The sequence below is a fragment of the Pantoea sp. BS_8 genome (genome assembly GCF_041954965.1).
Classification (GTDB): domain Bacteria; phylum Pseudomonadota; class Gammaproteobacteria; order Enterobacterales; family Enterobacteriaceae; genus Pantoea; species Pantoea stewartii.
In genome coordinates this window covers 1,009,330-1,026,148 of the sequence record NZ_JAVAXU010000001.1, presented here as the reverse complement: position 1 = coordinate 1,026,148, position 16,819 = coordinate 1,009,330, and the positions used below count along the sequence as shown (strand labels likewise).

The following is a 16,819-nucleotide window of genomic DNA, read 5'->3' as shown; positions in this document are numbered from 1 at the left end:
CTAAGCTGATCGTTTTGACTCTCTCCCTGCTTTAGCAGGCTTAAAGAAAGGTGCCATCATGGAAAATGCCAAGCAATCATTTCAGGACGTACTTGAGTTTGTCCGTACGTTCCGCCGCAAGAACAAACTGCAGCGTGAAATCGTCGATAATGAGAAGAAAATTCGTGACAACCAAAAGCGTGTGCTGCTGCTGGATAACCTGAGCGAATACATCAAACCCGGCATGAGCGTTGAGGCGATTCAGGAAATCATCGCCAGCATGCGTGCCGACTATGAAGATCGCGTGGATGAGTACATCATCAAAAACGCTGACCTGTCTAAAGAGCGCCGCGAGCTGTCTAAAAAGCTCAAGACCATGGGCGTGGGCGAGACGAAAACGCCATAAGGCAACGCGTATTATCGCTGATAACCAGCCCGCTCCAACCATCCGGTTGGGCGGGTTTTTTTTGCGTCCGCGATCAGCGGGACAGCTTGCGGGCAATCTGCTGTAACTGACGGGCCAGTGCGGATAAGTCTGCGTCTTTGCTGGCCGGCGCGGCGGTGGTTTCCCGCACGACCAGTACCGGCTCCAGCGTCCGTGACGCGACCGCTTCTCCCTGCAGCGCGGCCAGCGCCTGCTCCACGCTCGTGGCACCCAGTTGCTGGAGATCCTGACGAATCGTGGTCAGCGGCGGCTGGTACCAGGCGCTTTCTGCCGTGTCATCGTAGCCGACAATGGAGATTTCAGCCGGAATCGCCACGCCATGCTGATGCAATGCCCGCATGGCACCCAGCGCCATTTCATCATTCGCTACCAGCAGCGCCTGGGGCAGCGCGTCCGGTAACTGAGACAGCATAGCCTGGTAGCCCGACTGGGCACTCCAGTCGCCGCGCAGCACACAACAGGGAGACAGACCGTGCCCGGCCAGCGCCTGGCGCCAGACCGCTTCACGCTGACGGGCCGATACCGAGCGAACCGGACCATTCAGCAGGCCGATGTGCGTATGTCCGAGCGCGACGAGATGCTCAACCGCGGCCCGCGCCCCTTTTTCATTGGAGTACTGGCAATGAGACACAACGGCGTGCGGTTCAGCATCCAGAAACAGCACCGGTTTTTTGCCACACAGACGACGGATTTTTTCCGCGTCGGCGGCCTCAAGCGGCATATTAATCAGTACGGCATCAACGCGCTGCGCCATCAGTTCATTCACCGTGGCTTCGGCATCGTCCGCGCTGTCCATGGCAATGACTAAATGGTAGCCGGCTCTGGCGGCGCGCTGCTGTATTGCCGAGGCAATCTGCGCTGGGGCCATTAACGCCAGATTGCTGGTGGCCAGGCCAAGGGTCCGCGTGGCTTTACCCGCTAACTGCTGCGCAACCCGATTGGGAACGTAGTTGAGCTGTTGCATCGCCGCTTCCACTTTTTCGCGGGTACGGGGAGAAACCTGCTCAGAGCGATTAAGCACACGAGAAACGGTTTGATAGGAAACGCCCGCCAGTTGGGCAACATCATCAAGGGTCACAGAGCGGGACGTCATTCTTCCTCCAAAAGATGAGGCAGCGAGTGTAACAAATTTCCGTTACCCACGCGTCGTGCAACGGCGTGGCTGCGTGCTCATCACATCCGTGTTTAACGGTTCTGTTGATAGATCTGCAGGTTGACATTGACCGCGTTCAACAGCGGTGCAGTGATGCCATGACGGCTGGCACGTAACAGCAGGTCGCCAATGATCGGGTCGGCTTCAATCGCAAAGCCCTGGGTCAAATCACGATACATTGAGGAGGTCATCGGCGTCGACGCGTCGTTCAGCAGCGCGTAGATTTTGGCGGTCACGGCCGGGCGCGGTTGGTAGCCCTCAGCACAGATAATCTGCAGCACTTCGCTATAAATGCCCTGAAGCAACATCTCGCCGCCTGGCTGGTTCAGCACCTGTTGCGTATTCCCCCGCGCCAGGCAGCACACGGCACCGAGCGTGCTCAGCAGCAGCCATTTTTCCCATAATTCACCGATAATATTGTCGGTAAAAACTGTGTCGACAACGCTGCTGCGAAGGGCAACATCAACCTGCTGAAGCCGGGCATCATTATTACCATCCAGCGCGCCGTAACAGATCTGGTGCAGAGGCGTTAACTGCACCACATGGCCCTGGTCGTTCAGCGTGGCGTTAATTTTGCACAGCCCACCGATCACCCTGTCGGCACCAAAGTGGGTGACCAGCGTATCGATATGCCGCATGCCATTCAGGATCGGCATGATCAGCGTATGCGGACCGACAGCCCGCGCAATGTCCTGGATGGCCTGATCCAGACCGGTGCTTTTGACCGTGATGATGATTAAGTCGTAATGCGTATCCAGCCTGTCGGCAGTGATCAACGTCGGATGCAGCGTTTCCTGCCCTGATGGGGTCTGCAGCACCAGGCCCGTTTGTTGTAACTGACGGAAACGGCCTTCACGGACCAGAAAGGTCACATCCTGCCCGGCCTGCATCAGCCGCGCACCAAAATAACCGCCGGTTGCACCCGCACCTACCAGTAAAATACGCATCCCTTTTCCCTCTGTTAAACGCGCCTGTCCAGATGCAGGACAGAAAGTTTAGTTATGCGTTAAAATCCATTCTGCCCGCAAGCATTATTACATTCCGCATGGGCACAGAATCGCGCATTGATCGTGTTCCATTGAGCGCGACCTATGTCAAAAATCTTGAATATAGTGCTTAAGTATATTCACTATCCCTCATGACATGGCTGGCGTAACCTTATTTCATCGATGTTTATCATGCGAAAGCACCCGTCTTTCGCCAGGAGATGTTACAGATGAAAAAGATTGGTTTTCTCTCATTTGGCCACTGGACGCCCTCGCCGCAGTCCGCCACGCGTTCTGCCCAGGATGTGTTGCTGCAATCTATCGACCTGGCCGTCGCAGCGGAAGAACTGGGCGCGGATGGGGCCTATTTTCGTGTGCACCACTTCGCCCGTCAGCTCAGCTCGCCGTTCCCGCTGCTGGCTGCGGTCGGTGCACGCACCAAAAAAATTGAAATAGGGACTGGCGTGATCGACATGCGCTATGAAAATCCGCTTTATATGGTGGAGGATGCCAGCGCTGCAGATCTGATTTCCAACGGTCGCTTACAGTTGGGACTGAGCCGTGGTTCACCCGAGCAGGTGATTGATGGCTGGCGTTACTTCGGCTACGTGCCGCAGGAAGGCGAGACGGATGCGGACATGGGCCGTCGCCATACGGAAGTGTTCCTGGATGCGCTGCGTGGCGAAGGCTTTGCTAAACCGAATCCCCAGCCAATGTTTCCCAATCCACCAGGCTTGCTGCGTCTTGAACCGCTGTCGGAAGGCTTACGTGAGCGTATCTGGTGGGGCTCGGGTTCCAACGCCACCGCAGTATGGGCAGCGAAAATGGGCATGAATCTGCAAAGCTCGACGCTGAAAGATGATGAAACCGGCGAGCCGTTCCACATCCAGCAGGCCAAACAGATTCGCGCCTACCGTGACGCCTGGAAAGCGGCAGGGCATCAACGTGAACCGCGGGTTTCCGTCAGCCGCAGTATCTTCGCGCTGGTGAATGATATGGACCGCGCTTACTTTGGTCGCAGTGGTCAGGATCAGGATTCCGTCGGTTTTCTGGATGAGAAAACCCGCGCCATTTTCGGTCGCAGTTACGCGGCTGAACCCGAAAAGCTGATCAAACTGCTGGCAGAGGATCAGGCGATTGCCGAAGCGGACACCTTGCTGCTCACCGTGCCGAATCAGTTGGGCGTGGAATATAATGCCCATGTGATTGAAGCGATTCTGAAGTATGTCGCTCCTGAATTAGGCTGGCGTTAAACGCTAACTGATTCTGTGAGAATAATCGCCCCGCGCAGTCCGGATTGCGCGGGGTTTTTCATTCTTTTTCCATCCTGATGTCCTGTCTTCTCTCCCGGTTACGTAGCAGTGAATGCCGTTTTTTTATTTTAAAAAACTATTTCGTCGCGACACAATTTCTTATTAAGAATAATTCTTTCGGATTTATCTCAATAAAATCATGCGCGTTGTAAATTAATTGACATGAACTCATGTTAATTTTATTAATGAGTAAAGGGCGTAGAAAGAATCGTTGCCTGATTAACTATCCCTAATTGCTGCGTGAATAACGCAGTCATCTTTTTATTTCCACTTTATAGCGAACAGAAATGACAGGCCGGTGCTTATCCTGAATTTAAGATGGCACTGATGCTGACGAAATGTCTCAGCCTGGCGATGTGCATCGTGCATTTTGTCCCACCCCAAACTAACCGGAAAAAAGAATGGCGATCGATATTTATTTGAAAGTTGAAGGCACCACAGGTGAATCACAGGACAGTAAACATAAAGGATGGACCGACGTACTCTCATTTGAGTGGGGGGCTTCACAACCCGGCAATATGGCTGTTGGCGGCGGTGGTGGCGCGGGGAAAGTGAGTTTTAACGATCTGCGGATCAAAGCCTTAATCGATAAATCCACGCCAGCCATTCTTAAATACTGTTCCAGCGGAAAGCATGTTTCAAAAGTTGAACTGTCGGTTTGCAAAGCTGGCGGTAGTCAGATTGAGTACACGAAAATTGTGCTGGAAGATGTTCTGGTCACCGCAACAAATTTCAACGGTATCGGGCAAAGTGACACTATTGTTGTGGACTATGCCTTTCAGGCATCTAAAGTTTCTACCAGCTATTGGGAGCAAAGCGCCAGCGGGACTAAAGGTGCGGAAAGCAAAGCCGGTTGGGATATTAAACAAAATAAAGAGAGCTGAGTTAATCTGCCCGTAAATATAAAGGTGAAAAATGGCTATTGATATATTTTTGAAGATAGACGGGATTGAAGGTGAGTCGCAAAATGCGAATCATAAAAAATGGATTGATGTACTTTCATTTGACTGGGGCGCGCAGCAGCCAGGGAATATGGCCGTTGGCGGCGGTGGGGGAGCAGGTAAAGTAAATTACCGCGATTTAACCGTTGAGGCCTTAATTGATAAGGCCACGCCTGCATTAGTGAAATATTGCGCCAGTGGTAAACATCTGCCGAAAGTTCAGCTGTCCGTTTGCAAGGCGGGTGGACAGGAAGTGGAGTATACCCGCATCACACTTGAGGATGTCCTGGTGACACAGACTGACTTCACCGGCGTCGGGCACGCGTCAACGCTGGGTATGCAATATTCCTTTCAGGCCAGCAAAGTGGCGCTGGAATACTGGGAACAGGCTTCTCAGGGAACGAAAGCCGCTTCTGTACAGATGGGCTGGGATATTAAACAAAATAAAGAAAACTAATGACTTCGTCGGGCGGCATCAAAAAGTGAGGGCGTTATGGCATTTCCAAAAGTGAGTCTTATTGAGGGCCTGACTACGGACCCTCGTTTTAATCCTGCGGGTTCCGCTAACTTTCTGTCCAAAGAGGTGCTTGATGAAGCGCTGATTTTAGTCAGATCGTTTGAACCAGCGGAAATCGCCCGGCTGAGTAAAACCGATACCAGCCAGATTGCTTATGCGATGTCGAATTATAAAGAAGATAATAACCGTCGTTATAAAACCTGGAACGAAGAGTCGGCTTCAGTCAGGAGGCCTGGCGGAGCAATTCGGCACCTTGACAATCGTATTGGCGGCGTCAGAGTTCAGCAGGCAAGTTCGATTGCGACAGGTGCGATATCAAGCTCTACTGGCGCTACAGGTGTGGTTTTATGGTCCGCTTACCAGGGTCTTGGAAGTATTATTGGACGGGGCTCTCTTCCTGTACTGGCGGCACTCTTTTCTGCGGCAGGCGCCTACTTCGTCAACAAAAAAACCGTTGCCGTTAATCAGATGGCTGCCCATATCAAAGCACTCGCGGATCTCTTTAATACTGCACATGAAGCCTTTGAAGACTTCAAAACAGAAGCGGAGCGTAAACGCGCTAATTTTAAACCCGACGATCAAATGCGTACGCCCCTCACCTTTGAGCAAACCGTGGCATCCCATAACGCCTGGCCCCAGGATCATGCGCGGGACATGACGCCCATCCTTCAGCAATTTATCCGCCATGAATATCAGCGTGTGGAGCTGTATGGCACAAGTGCCGAGTTTGTGAAGGTTTTTTTTAAAGACCAGGCACCCCTTTCTCTTTCACGCACGCAGTACAGTAATCTGATTAACTTAAAATTCCCGTAAGGAATGGCGAAAAGCTGTCTGAAGGCAACGCTATTCAGACGGCAAGCCCGCTTAGCGTGCCGGACGGTGAGTTCACGTCTTGATAAAGGTAAGCAGACTGACCACCTTACCGGTTAAAGCATACGGCCTGGATTTTGCGTTTACCGACTCACTTCTCAGATAAGTTACCCTGCGCGGATAAAGGTTACCCCGCGCTTTTCCGCCCGGGTAAACGGTATTGCTTTGCGCCAGCCAAAAGTCAGGCTTCAGGCCCCACCATTCACATTATCCATTCGCGCATACGGCGTGTCAGTTGGCGCGCAGTATGCGTTGGAGGCGCATTAACAGTCGGCCGCAGGGCCGGACGGGACAGACAGCAGAATATTGTCAACGTTATGCGAGTTAGCTTCCAGGTCCTGACTTGTTGTCATCCGCTAAAATCGTTATGGTTTACAAGCGTTTGTCAGACCCGATAGCGGGACCAGCCCAGTAAGAAAACCTCCCGATATCAGCGCGTCGGCACTCTTGTAACTCATTGATGTCTTGCAGACATAAACAGTAAGCGGGCTGTCTGAAGGCGCAAACCCGGTGCTGGTGCACCAGAAGCAGGTACAGCCTCATCCGGCCTGTATCGCGCCAAATGGCCTCGCGAATGATGGACTCACCTTATTGACCAGGAGCTTGCAAATGACGATGAATGCCCGATCTTCTGACGCTGCACTTACGGCGGCCTCATTTAAAACCCAGCGACATTATACAGTTGGATATGTACCTAAATTCGGGGACACCAGCACACCTGCACTGAACATTAGTGGCAAATGGTTACGTGAATTGGGATTCGAGACGGGGACGAAGGTAAGGGCAGAGATCAGCAAAGGCTGTATCGTGTTGCAGGTCGAGACACCGGAGTCAGAAGAGAACCTTTCCCGAGCGCGTTAAGGGTTGTGTTGCTCTCACCACCGTTTATAGTTACAGAATCAACCGCCCCGTTTAAGGAGCCTGACATGCCACATTACTGTTTTTTCCAAAAGGGTAAGCAGATTGTCGTGCTGGAAAAATCGTCTACAGACAACGCTACCCAGCTCATTGCGCAGGGCTATGAAAAGCAATTTGAGGAGGTGAGTGCGTCCAGTGAGAAAAAGGCACTCGCTCGCTTTGCGGATATTCGCCGACGTAACCAGGCGGATTACGAGGACTTCCTGGCGGGGGCGGCAACGATGCCGATCATCGATGGCTTACGCGCGGTAGCGGGTTTTATCGTAGGTAAGAAGTAGCGCAGCCGGAGCAGCGCCTGCGTTAAGTTCCCTGCGCGGTAACGCGACCTGGATTGTTGCGTATTTCACGCCATTCCCAAAACAAAAAGCCCGCTCAGGTTTCCCTGAGCGGGCTTCTCTAAATCTGGCTCCTCTGACTGGACTCGAACCAGTGACATACGGATTAACAGTCCGCCGTTCTACCGACTGAACTACAGAGGAATCGTTTGAACGGGGCGCATATTATCGACGTCGTGCAGGCTTGTCAAAGCTCTTTTTCATAAAAGTGTCTGATTGCTGAAATACTCGCCAACTCTGTGCGCTGTGCCGTATCGCTAACCCTAACAAGCGGCTTCACAGGGTTTCTTATTGCGTAAACAGAAACCCCACTCCGCGTAAAATTTCGCCTTGGACTGGGCAGTGACGATTGTTCTTTATGTTCGTCACATTTATTTCATTTTTAGTTTGAAATGCTCATAAATGGAATTTAAATTTCATTTCAATTTTCGCTGTCCGCCCGGAGTCCAAATGAACAAAGTCAGAATCGGCATGATCGGCAGTGGCTACATTGGCCGCTGTCATGCGATTGCTTATGCCCAGGCCCCTGCGGTGTTTGCGTTAAAAGGGGAGATTATCCGTGAGATGCTGGCAGAGGTGAATCCGGAACTGGCGGCAAAGCAGGCCGCCACCTTTGGGTTTGCCCGCTCAACCGCTGACTGGCGTGAGCTGGTGTGCGATCCCAATATTGATGTGGTGGATATCTGTGCGCCCAATTTTCTGCATAAAGAGATGGCGCTGGCTGCGATTGCTAACGGTAAACATGTCTATTCCGAAAAGCCGCTTTCCCTGACCGTGGCGGATGCCCGGGAAATGGTGGAAGCCGCGGCAAAGGCCGGCGTGAAAACGCTAGTGGGCTTCAATTACATGAAAAACCCCACCAGTCAGCTGGCGAAAGAGATTATTGCCCGAGGCGAAATCGGTGAAGTGGTGCACTTTTATGGCACGCACAATGAGGACTATCTGGCAAAACCTGACACTCCGCTCGACTGGCACTGCCAAAAAGCACTGGCCGGACTGGGCGCCCTGGGCGATCTGGCTGCGCATATCGTCAATATGGCGCATTATCTGGTCGGCAATATTGTGGAAGTCAGCGGCGATATGATGACGGTCATCAGGTCGCGTCCTGACCCGAAAGATCTCAGTCGTCAGTTACCGGTTGAAAACGAAGATCAGGCCAGCGCATTGCTGCGTTTCCAGAACGGGGCGCACGGCGTGATTGAAACCTCGCGCATTGCCTGCGGAGCCAAGATGGGCCTGACCTATGTGGTGACGGGCACTAAAGGCACGCTGCGCTATACGCAGGAACGGATGGCAGAGCTTGAACTCTATCTTCATGATGAACCCGCAGGGCGTCAGGGCTTCAAAACGATTCTGACCGGGCCTGCTCATCCGGATTACGCCAGTTTCTGTGTGTCAGCAGGCCACGGTATCGGCTTTAACGATCAAAAGACCGTGGAAATACGTGATCTGATTAATGGCGTCGCCGCAGGCGATCGTATGTGGCCGGATTTTGCCGAAGGTTTGCAGGTACAAAAGGTGCTGGAGGCGATTGCGCGGTCCGCCACAGAACGGTGCTGGCAGGAAGTCTGATAGTAGTTACAGCATACTTTAACGCACAGACTGAAACCTGTGCGCCTGCGGACAGGCAGGCGCACGTTGTTATCAGCAGTCAGATGCTTTGTCCCACCACAGCTTGTCCATCGCGTAATAGCGGTCACGCTGGCTCACCGGCTGTGACAAATCCCGCTCCCAGGGCTTCGCCAGAATGTAGTGCAGGTTCTTCACCTCTTTACATTCCCACAACGTATCGTGCTGAAAACGAAGCGTTTTTAGCGCGTTATAAATATAGGAAAGGGGCAGCCATTTATCTTTAAAAGCTTCGTTGAGCAAGTCCTGTTCTGAGAAGGCATAGGCGCGCAGGTCATCAATGGCGGCAATACGCGCTTCAAGATCGTTAAAGACAGCCTCATCCGGTTCCAGTACCAGGAATCCACCGTTCAGGTAATAATCCACATGGGCCGGCGGCGTCTGCTCGCGCTCCTGCCAGGTATAGTGGCAGAACTCGGGCTCCCAACTGTCAGGATAGGACTCAATCTGGTTGGGATTACAGCGGCAGGCGTGGCAGGCGGCCAGCACGAAGTCACCCAGGTCCAGTGTAAACAGTTCATCCATATTCTTTAAGATGAGCATGTCAGCATCCAGGAATACCACGCGCCGATACTCGGTCAACTGCCAGGCGCGCAGCTTAGTCCAGACCTCGCCAAAGCGTTCAGAGGCATAGTGCTGATTCAAATCATTGTCCGGATAAAGCGGATCAACCCGGCGGATAATACAGCCCTCATCCCTGAGGGCTTCACACTCGCTGTCACTGATAGCATTGGTGGCCATCACAAGCAGTGGCCAGCGTGTTTTCGTCTGTTGCAGTGATCGGTGCAGCGCTTTCACGCCCACCAGATAATCCGGTTGTGTCAGTAACGTTACCCAGGCAAACATAACATCCCTTTTTTAAATTATTCAAACAGTGCAGCGGTATAGTCGTTGCTGAAGCGGTGGTGCGGATCAAGTTGTTCACGCAGGGCGCGAAAGCGGTCCCAGTGCGGATAGAGATCCCGCCAGTGGTAGAGCGAGGCATCGTAATATTTACCCCAGTGCGGACGCCCACCTTCTTCGGCCAGCAGTTTCTCCACCTCGCTTAAAAAGTGCAGGCCGGCCTCAGAAAGCGATCCATCATCCGCGTAATAAACGACAAAGCCAAAGAAGCAGGTGGGCTGGTCGAAGGCGGGGCTCAGCCAGGCGGATGAGGCACCGGTGCAGCGCAGGATAATCGGATAGTGCATGTGCGGACGATTTTCGGCATACCAGCGTTTGATCTTGCTGATGATCGCCGGCGTGCGCGCCAGCGGAACGCCAATCTCAACGTTGATCTGCGGCACGGCGATACCGCGACAGAACAGTTGGTAGATGTCGCCTGTGACATCGGTAAAGTCGCGAAAGCGAGTCACAGTGCGGAACTGTTTGCCGCCTTTACCGTGAATCTGCGTATCGCGATGCATGTGTTCCAGCGTCTGTTCGATCGTATCGTTCAGGCTGTCATCACCTTCATCGGCATGTTCTACTACTTCGCGTCCCGACTGCTCGTAACGCTGGATCTCATCGTAGCTGGCCTGATGTGCATTCCAGACGTGCATGATGTTATCGTCAACAAACCACCAGGCCTTACTGAGTGCATAATCCTCATTCCAGCGCAGCAGATCGCTTTCCAGGTTGTCCGCCGAAACCGCATTCTTGTGGCAGGTGAAGATGCGGAACGGTTGGGTGCGCAACGTCACTTCGGTCACGATGCCCAGGGTGCCGAGCGACACCAGCGCCGCCGCAAAATCGTCGTCACCGCGCGACAGCTCCCGTATGGAGCCGTCGCTCAGCACCAGACGGATCTGCTCGGCTTCATCCGCAATGGAGCTTTGCTGCAGACCCTGACCGTGCGTACCGGTTGCCATCGCACCGGCCAGCGTCTGCACGGAGATCACGCCCGGCGAAGAGGCCAGCATGCGGTCCATGTCTGTCAGGGTGCTGTAGATCTGTTCGAGCGGTGTGGCGCCTGCAAACGTAACGCTGTGAGCATCGCTGCGGAGCAGGCCGGTAAAGGCGCTCAGATCCAGCAGCAGATCGTCGGGATGCACAGCCAGCATTCTGCCGGGTGAGTAGGTTTTGCCAATAACGCGCACTGTGTTGTGAGTGTCGCGCAGTAACTGCTGCAAAGCCGCCTCATTGGCAGGGCGTTTTACCTGCTGTTGTGTACCAATCGGCGCGTTTTGCGCCCAGTTCCAGAGTGTATTGTCATGAGGTTCACGCTGCGTCTGGCGAAGCGGATAAAGGCTGGCGTCTCTGCTCAAGCTGCTTTCCTTACTTAAGTGATAATGTTATTACCACTTAAGCATAGACTATCCTTTTCAGCGCTCAGGACGCGTGGCGTGAGCAACCGATGTAGCGCAGCGTTGCCGTGACGGCGAGCTGGCGATTACGACGGATGATCTCGTCTTCATTTTTGTCCCGACTAAACAGCGTATTGAAGGTGAAGCGGTTGGAGACCTGATGCACACAAATACTGCTGATCAGGCGATGCACGTCCAGTGTCTCGATCTCTTTGATGAACAGTCCCTGCTGCTGTCCCCGGCTCAGAATATCGTCCAGTAAGTCCAGCGCACTGCGGTTCAGTTGGCTCAGACGGGCAGACTGCGAGATGTAGCGGCCGCGAGACAGGTTCTCCATACAGATCAGACGCACAAAATCCGGGTGGGAAACATGGTAATCGAAGCTGGCTTCAACCAGTTTTATGATGGCCTGCTCAGGGGCGAGCGAGGCCAGATTCAGCCCAGTTTCATGCTCCCTGATCTGCTGGTAAACCTGTTCCAGCGCATCGATATAGAGCTGTTCCTTATTGCCAAAATGGTAAACCACCATTCGTTTAGTCGTCTGGGCATTTTCAGCAATTTGCTCAAGACGGGCGCCTTGCATACCAAACTCAGCAAAGGTCGTCAGTGCGCTCGCAAGAATGCGCTTTTTAAGTCCTTCAGGATCATTTTTGCGTTTCGTAGTGTCTGACATAGTGCTTAACAGGGTGCCCGGTAACGAGAAGGTGAGGGCAAGATGTTACCACAGCGGATCAGGGCTGTTACTTATACCGAAAGCAAATGAAGATTAATCAGTCTGTTCTGACGTCGCACGGGAAGCCGTGTCACCTCGGTCACGGCATTAAAGCGTTTTCAGGATCATACCGATGGCGGCCAGCAGCATGATAACGCCGACCGATTTAAACATGATGCGCTGTGCACGTTGGCTGGTCAGTAATGCGCGAACGCTTACTGCCGCCAGAATAAACATGGCCCCGACCATCAGCAGTACCGCTGCGGTAACGGGCACCAGCATGGCTGCCCAGAATGTAAAGGATATGCTCTCCAGCGATATCACAAGCGGTAATATGGCCAGATAAAACGCGATTGTTTTCGGGTTGCCCAGTGTGATGGTCAGGCCTGACAGCCAGGCAGAAGTCAGTTGCTTGTGCGTCACTTTTTGGTCCAGCGTGATGGAATGCGGCTGATAAGACCAGAACTGCCAGGCCAGAAAAGCTAAATAGAGCGCCGCAACCCAGTTAATCAGTGTAAACAGTCCGGTATAGGTATGAGCGACAACGGCCAGGCCAAACACGGCGAGCGTCAAATAAAATAAATCGCCCATTATCACGCCTGCAAGCGCAGCCAAACCCGCCAGAGAGCCCCCGTTAAGGGTACGGGCCACGATCGCTGTCATGCCCGGGCCGGGAATGGCCGCGGCCAGACCCAGCGCCAGTATATAAGGCAGTAATTCTGTTATCGCAGGCATCGTCTTTCCTTCATAAATGTTATGTCGGGATAAAATCCAGACAGGCTGGCCATGAAAAGCGGCATGACCAGGACAACCCGGACTCGTCTGCCGCCTTAATCTGCCGTGTCCGGCCATTTCTTTTGATCTGCACCTTGTACAGCACCTGAAAACAGTATGTCCTGGCGAGACAGAAATAGGCTGTCTCAATCACATTCATTTATCGTATTCTTTGCAAGAATTAACCTCATAAACGAAATGTAGCGGAAGGAATTGACCGGTATGCTGCTTGATAAGACAGAAATGAAAATCCTGCGTGTTTTACAGGACGATGCCCGTATTACTAATCAGGAACTGGCTGACAAGATTGGTATGTCTGCCTCACCGTGCTGGCGTAAAGTGCGCAGGCTGGAAGAGCAGGGCGTCATTCAGGGGTACCGGGCTGTACTGGACCGCAAAAAAATCGGCGCCGGGGTCATGGTGTTTATTCGGGTGGTTATTGATTGCCACAGCGAGGATGAGGCAAAAAAATTCGAGCAACAGGTCACGGCGCTGGATGATGTGGTGGCCTGCTACAGTATCGGTGGTGATGCCGATTTCCTGCTACAGGTTGTGGCGAGCGATCTCGAAACTTATGCGGAGTTCGCCATGTCCGTAGTACGCAGATTGCCGCGCATTAAAGAGATGCAAAGTATGTTTGTGCTTAAAGAGATCAAACCGCTGACCGCTTATCCGGTTAAAAATACACACTGATATGACTGGCTTAATCTTATGCAGCATCTGTGATGCAGCCGGACTCAGCCGCATTAAACGTAGCGTTGACGCGACAGTTATAAAGAGCAGGAAATGACGGAAAAGCCGGGGTGCCATAAAAGGCATTTTGATGTCTCTGGCGTGGGTAGAGGTAATATCAGGCGACACAATGGGCATTCATTCCGCGAAACTCTGCGCCTTTATCGCTGTGATTTGAAAAACACGCCATTGACCATGGCGTGTTAATGGTTCAGAAAACAAAATGCTGTTTTAAGGAGCCCGCCCGATTTTTTTCGTGCCTTTCGTGTAGTAAAGATTGTGGTATTGACCATTTGAATAAATCACCACGAATCTGCGCGCGCCGACATAAGCGCCAAAACTGTTTTTTGCATTAATCACGCCGGGGATGACCCAGCCAAACATCAATTCTTCTTTATCTTCGGGCACATTCATTACCCAGGTATATCCTTTAAAAGGTTTAAAAAAACGATAATGCGCGCTGTAAGGATCTTTCAGATGATAATAAAACGTATTTTTGACATCCGTTTTATAAGTGTCTGGCAGCGTACCGTAACTGGCAAGCTGCACTTGTAGTGGATCGGGTTCATGAGAACGGGCTACACATCCTGTCAACATCATCGTTAAAGCAAAATACAGCACACGCTTTCTCATTAATCGCCTCAAGGGTTAATATTTTTGTTATAAGGCGAAACACTAGCACCCGGCGTATATTTCGGTCTATAAACCGTTGATAAACGAGTGTTTTATATTAGCGAACAGCGAGTGAATGGTTTAATACTGGAGAGCGAAGCGGTTTATCTTGACAACCCGGTGTTGACTGAAACGACTGTTCGGGCGCAGAGAGAGTTTAAGAGACTAACAAAAACCCGCTCCGGTTTCCCTGAGCGGGTTTTTCTAATCTGGCTCCTCTGACTGGACTCGAACTTCATCTGTAACTCCCTCTGTTATTGGGTTTTAAAAAGTTAGCTGACTTTTTACCAGCATTTTTACCAGAATTATTTAATCTGTATGAGTAAAAAGTCAATTATATTCAATTGATTACGTCAGTATCCAATAGTAGACAACAGTAGAAAAGAGACGGCCACTTAGAATACTTGTCAACTATCACACCACATTTTTATCACACTCCCGTATAGTAAAACTTCGCTGATACAGGAGGTTAAAATGGTCACGGCAGCACAAAAGGTCGAACTGACAAACTGGTTCAGACCAGAAAATTATGAAGCCCTGAAAGATATTACCTTAACTGAATTTTATCAGGAGTTTCGTCTGCGCAGGGCTATGTATCAGGAGCTTGAAGAGGCGATTGAAAGCGACGATCCGGAATGGCTGGTCGGGCAGGCGAATCAGGAGGCGCTTTCCTTAATCCTCACCGGAAAGCCATTGCTGACAAAAGCCTTAACAGCTCACATTGACCATCCGTATGTGGGCGATCAGCATGTCCGCCTGTTGTCTGTGGGCAGATTTTACATGTTTGATCGGCATCTGAAAGCTTCTGGATTGCTCCGTTACAGTGAAAAAGGGGATCTGGAGACCAGGCAGGACGATAAACATGCGCTGTCAAAACCGCTGGTCAGTTATGTCAGTAAACGCGCAGAAAGTATGAATAAGTTTCATGCGTTTTCCGAAGATCATGTAAAACGTAAAATGAGACGTGCGGAAAGCATCCTGCCGCTCTTAATCGATATTGGTACTTCCACGGATGAGCAAATCATTGAGTCAATGCGCTACTTCCTCACTTGCTGGCGTAAACAAACTGGCATTAAAGCAAAGGTTGCAGAACAGCCCTATGGTTTTGGCGAAGTCATGGTACAGAAGCTGATTGATTTCCGGATCATACCCATCCTCGATCTGTTGTATCACGCGAAACATAATGACTATAAGCTGAGCGACAAGGATCTTGAACGCCTGTTGTATCGCTGGGGCATGGAAGATATACGCGACCAGATACAGATTAAGGAGACAGACAGACCGCTTGCCAGAAAAGCGCTCACAGGCGAGTTTGATAATCTGTTTACCATTTTCCTCTATAAAAACAGGCATTTAATGGATATGGAAGTTCGTGATGTCATAGAGATGAAGAAAAAATCAGCAAGTAAAAGATAAAGTCAAGGGACCGCGAAAATATTTATGTCCCGGCAAACAACAGTTCAGTACTCTCCCGGCCCTACGCAAAATCTCCTGTCAATTTTTTCACGCCCCTGATTTTCCGATAATTATCCTCGTTGACACAACAGAGGATAAATCAACATGAAAAATAAAAAGCTCATCAGAATGTCAGAAGTATTAAACCGCACGGGCTTTTGCCGTGCATGGATTTACCGCTTAATCAGTCAACAACGTTTCCCAGTTCCAGTAAAAACAGGTGAGCGATCTGTTGCATTTATTGAAAGTGAAATAGATGAATGGATTGAGAACCTAATCAATATATCAAGAAACACAGTAGCATGACACCAGTAGTAAATATTTTAACTTGTGGGGGCTGGCAACAGCCTTTGGAATTATCAGCATTCAAAATAAATCACTTAATAAGGAACTGTTATGAAAAAATTCGCATTTATTAATGAAGCAGCCGAAAGAGAATATAAGGCATTACCAGAGGACGTGCAGGACGCATTTGGAAAGGATTTACGCCGTATCCAGTATGGACAATTACCTGAACTCCTCATTGGTGTTATGGACAGCATTGACAGCGGTGGTGTTTACGAACTAAAAATCAACGGTAGCCCGGCTTATCGCTGTATTCATACGAGCAGATATCTTGATACGGTGGTCGTGCTGCATTCTTTCAAAAAAACAACCAACGGCGTTGATCGTAAAGCTCAGAACGTTACGGAGAAAAGGTACAGGGAGCTTATGGCTGACGTAAGAGCAAATGAACGCGAGAAAAAATATAAGTCTGCTGCTTAGCACTCATTTATCTCAATGACAGCATGATGCAGATCCGGCATGGTCATTCGGGTTTTGAAGCCGAGAGCATCCAGCATATCGAACATGGCATCTATGGTAAAAAGCTCAATTTTGGCATTCTTCAACTCCGATATACGGGACTGACGAACGCCGAGCTTTTCGGCGGCTTCCTTTTGAGTCCAGCCTTTTTCTTTTATCAGGTTGCTGATCATAATGGACAAATCCATTTTCATTGCGATTTTATTGGCAGTGTCAGCATCGGATGTTGCATGGAAAGGACTGTCGTAATATTTTAAAGCCATAAATGTCTCCTTTTGTTAATAAAGTGATTATCTAAT

The 16,819-nt window shown here is 51.0% G+C and carries 20 protein-coding genes and 1 tRNA gene; 12 read left to right on the top strand and 9 right to left on the bottom strand.

The genetic code is table 11. The features are described from left to right. Nucleotides 1–58 precede the first annotated feature (58 nt). Nucleotides 59–385 carry a PTS system regulator TmaR gene (tmaR, locus tag RAC65_RS04680; protein ID WP_033740422.1) on the top strand — a complete coding sequence of 109 codons (327 nt, stop codon included), beginning with the start codon at nucleotides 59–61 and terminating at the stop codon, nucleotides 383–385. Between the two features lie 73 nt (nucleotides 386–458). Here the strand turns inward: tmaR and RAC65_RS04675 are convergent, their stop codons facing one another. Further along, on the bottom strand, nucleotides 459–1,517 hold the full coding sequence (locus RAC65_RS04675; protein WP_033740416.1) for a LacI family DNA-binding transcriptional regulator: 1,059 nt from the start codon (nucleotides 1,515–1,517) through the stop codon (nucleotides 459–461). Nucleotides 1,518–1,609: 92 nt separating this feature from the next. Next, entirely contained in the window at nucleotides 1,610–2,524 is a 915-nt protein-coding gene (locus RAC65_RS04670; RefSeq protein ID WP_058701604.1) for a ketopantoate reductase family protein, read from the bottom strand. Between the two features lie 269 nt (nucleotides 2,525–2,793). Here RAC65_RS04670 and RAC65_RS04665 point away from each other — a divergent pair, with 269 nt between their 5' ends. From RAC65_RS04665 to RAC65_RS04640, 6 genes are all read left to right on the top strand, one after another. Beyond that, on the top strand, nucleotides 2,794–3,816 hold the full coding sequence (locus RAC65_RS04665) for an LLM class flavin-dependent oxidoreductase (RefSeq protein ID WP_054633503.1): 1,023 nt from the start codon (nucleotides 2,794–2,796) through the stop codon (nucleotides 3,814–3,816). A 461-nt stretch (nucleotides 3,817–4,277) separates the two neighbouring features. After that, nucleotides 4,278–4,760 carry a type VI secretion system tube protein Hcp gene (locus tag RAC65_RS04660; protein ID WP_039338087.1) on the top strand — a complete coding sequence of 161 codons (483 nt, stop codon included), beginning with the start codon at nucleotides 4,278–4,280 and terminating at the stop codon, nucleotides 4,758–4,760. 31 nt (nucleotides 4,761–4,791) lie between these two features. After that, on the top strand, nucleotides 4,792–5,274 hold the full coding sequence (locus RAC65_RS04655) for a type VI secretion system tube protein Hcp (protein ID WP_033740412.1): 483 nt from the start codon (nucleotides 4,792–4,794) through the stop codon (nucleotides 5,272–5,274). Between the two features lie 36 nt (nucleotides 5,275–5,310). After that, nucleotides 5,311–6,147 (top strand): hypothetical protein, encoded by an 837-nt coding sequence (locus RAC65_RS04650; protein ID WP_375096417.1) that lies wholly within the window; start codon nucleotides 5,311–5,313, stop codon nucleotides 6,145–6,147. A gap of 666 nt (nucleotides 6,148–6,813) precedes the next feature. Next, nucleotides 6,814–7,065: a SymE family type I addiction module toxin gene (locus RAC65_RS04645; RefSeq protein ID WP_033740409.1), complete on the top strand. Its 252-nt coding sequence runs from the start codon at nucleotides 6,814–6,816 to the stop codon at nucleotides 7,063–7,065. 65 nt (nucleotides 7,066–7,130) lie between these two features. Continuing rightward, nucleotides 7,131–7,400, top strand: a complete 270-nt coding sequence (locus RAC65_RS04640) for a hypothetical protein (protein ID WP_033740406.1) — start codon at nucleotides 7,131–7,133, stop codon at nucleotides 7,398–7,400. A gap of 125 nt (nucleotides 7,401–7,525) precedes the next feature. On the opposite strand, the gene RAC65_RS04635 is transcribed toward RAC65_RS04640, so the two are convergent. Continuing rightward, a tRNA-Asn gene (locus RAC65_RS04635) sits at nucleotides 7,526–7,601 on the bottom strand. A gap of 306 nt (nucleotides 7,602–7,907) precedes the next feature. On the opposite strand from RAC65_RS04635, the gene RAC65_RS04630 reads away from it, so the two are divergent. Beyond that, nucleotides 7,908–9,029 (top strand): Gfo/Idh/MocA family protein, encoded by a 1,122-nt coding sequence (locus RAC65_RS04630; RefSeq protein WP_058701605.1) that lies wholly within the window; start codon nucleotides 7,908–7,910, stop codon nucleotides 9,027–9,029. 72 nt (nucleotides 9,030–9,101) lie between these two features. Here the strand turns inward: RAC65_RS04630 and RAC65_RS04625 are convergent, their stop codons facing one another. The 4 genes from RAC65_RS04625 to RAC65_RS04610 form a co-directional block, all read right to left on the bottom strand. Beyond that, the gene (locus RAC65_RS04625) at nucleotides 9,102–9,932 is read right to left on the bottom strand and encodes a glycosyltransferase family 8 protein (protein WP_039338083.1); all 831 of its coding nucleotides are present in this window, start codon (nucleotides 9,930–9,932) and stop codon (nucleotides 9,102–9,104) included. A gap of 17 nt (nucleotides 9,933–9,949) precedes the next feature. Further along, on the bottom strand, nucleotides 9,950–11,332 hold the full coding sequence (locus RAC65_RS04620) for a D-arabinono-1,4-lactone oxidase (RefSeq protein WP_039338081.1): 1,383 nt from the start codon (nucleotides 11,330–11,332) through the stop codon (nucleotides 9,950–9,952). A 64-nt stretch (nucleotides 11,333–11,396) separates the two neighbouring features. Continuing rightward, nucleotides 11,397–12,044 (bottom strand): TetR family transcriptional regulator, encoded by a 648-nt coding sequence (locus RAC65_RS04615; RefSeq protein WP_039338080.1) that lies wholly within the window; start codon nucleotides 12,042–12,044, stop codon nucleotides 11,397–11,399. A 147-nt stretch (nucleotides 12,045–12,191) separates the two neighbouring features. Beyond that, on the bottom strand, nucleotides 12,192–12,818 hold the full coding sequence (locus RAC65_RS04610; protein ID WP_058701608.1) for a LysE family translocator: 627 nt from the start codon (nucleotides 12,816–12,818) through the stop codon (nucleotides 12,192–12,194). Nucleotides 12,819–13,079: 261 nt separating this feature from the next. Here RAC65_RS04610 and RAC65_RS04605 point away from each other — a divergent pair, with 261 nt between their 5' ends. Continuing rightward, nucleotides 13,080–13,550: an Lrp/AsnC family transcriptional regulator gene (locus RAC65_RS04605; protein WP_006120213.1), complete on the top strand. Its 471-nt coding sequence runs from the start codon at nucleotides 13,080–13,082 to the stop codon at nucleotides 13,548–13,550. 270 nt (nucleotides 13,551–13,820) lie between these two features. On the opposite strand, the gene RAC65_RS04600 is transcribed toward RAC65_RS04605, so the two are convergent. Beyond that, entirely contained in the window at nucleotides 13,821–14,222 is a 402-nt protein-coding gene (locus RAC65_RS04600; protein WP_054633511.1) for a hypothetical protein, read from the bottom strand. Between the two features lie 513 nt (nucleotides 14,223–14,735). Between RAC65_RS04600 and RAC65_RS04595 the strand changes: the two genes are divergently transcribed. The 3 genes from RAC65_RS04595 (at nucleotide 14,736) to RAC65_RS04585 (ending at nucleotide 16,481) form a co-directional block, all read left to right on the top strand. After that, the gene (locus RAC65_RS04595; protein WP_375096416.1) at nucleotides 14,736–15,677 is read left to right on the top strand and encodes a DUF6387 family protein; all 942 of its coding nucleotides are present in this window, start codon (nucleotides 14,736–14,738) and stop codon (nucleotides 15,675–15,677) included. Between the two features lie 144 nt (nucleotides 15,678–15,821). Then, nucleotides 15,822–16,022 carry an AlpA family transcriptional regulator gene (locus tag RAC65_RS04590; RefSeq protein ID WP_289367390.1) on the top strand — a complete coding sequence of 67 codons (201 nt, stop codon included), beginning with the start codon at nucleotides 15,822–15,824 and terminating at the stop codon, nucleotides 16,020–16,022. A 90-nt stretch (nucleotides 16,023–16,112) separates the two neighbouring features. Then, nucleotides 16,113–16,481 (top strand): type II toxin-antitoxin system RelE/ParE family toxin, encoded by a 369-nt coding sequence (locus tag RAC65_RS04585; protein WP_289367389.1) that lies wholly within the window; start codon nucleotides 16,113–16,115, stop codon nucleotides 16,479–16,481. Here RAC65_RS04585 and RAC65_RS04580 read toward each other — a convergent pair. After that, entirely contained in the window at nucleotides 16,478–16,783 is a 306-nt protein-coding gene (locus RAC65_RS04580) for a helix-turn-helix domain-containing protein (protein ID WP_375096415.1), read from the bottom strand. The genes RAC65_RS04585 and RAC65_RS04580 overlap by 4 nt on opposite strands. Nucleotides 16,784–16,819 lie beyond the last annotated feature (36 nt).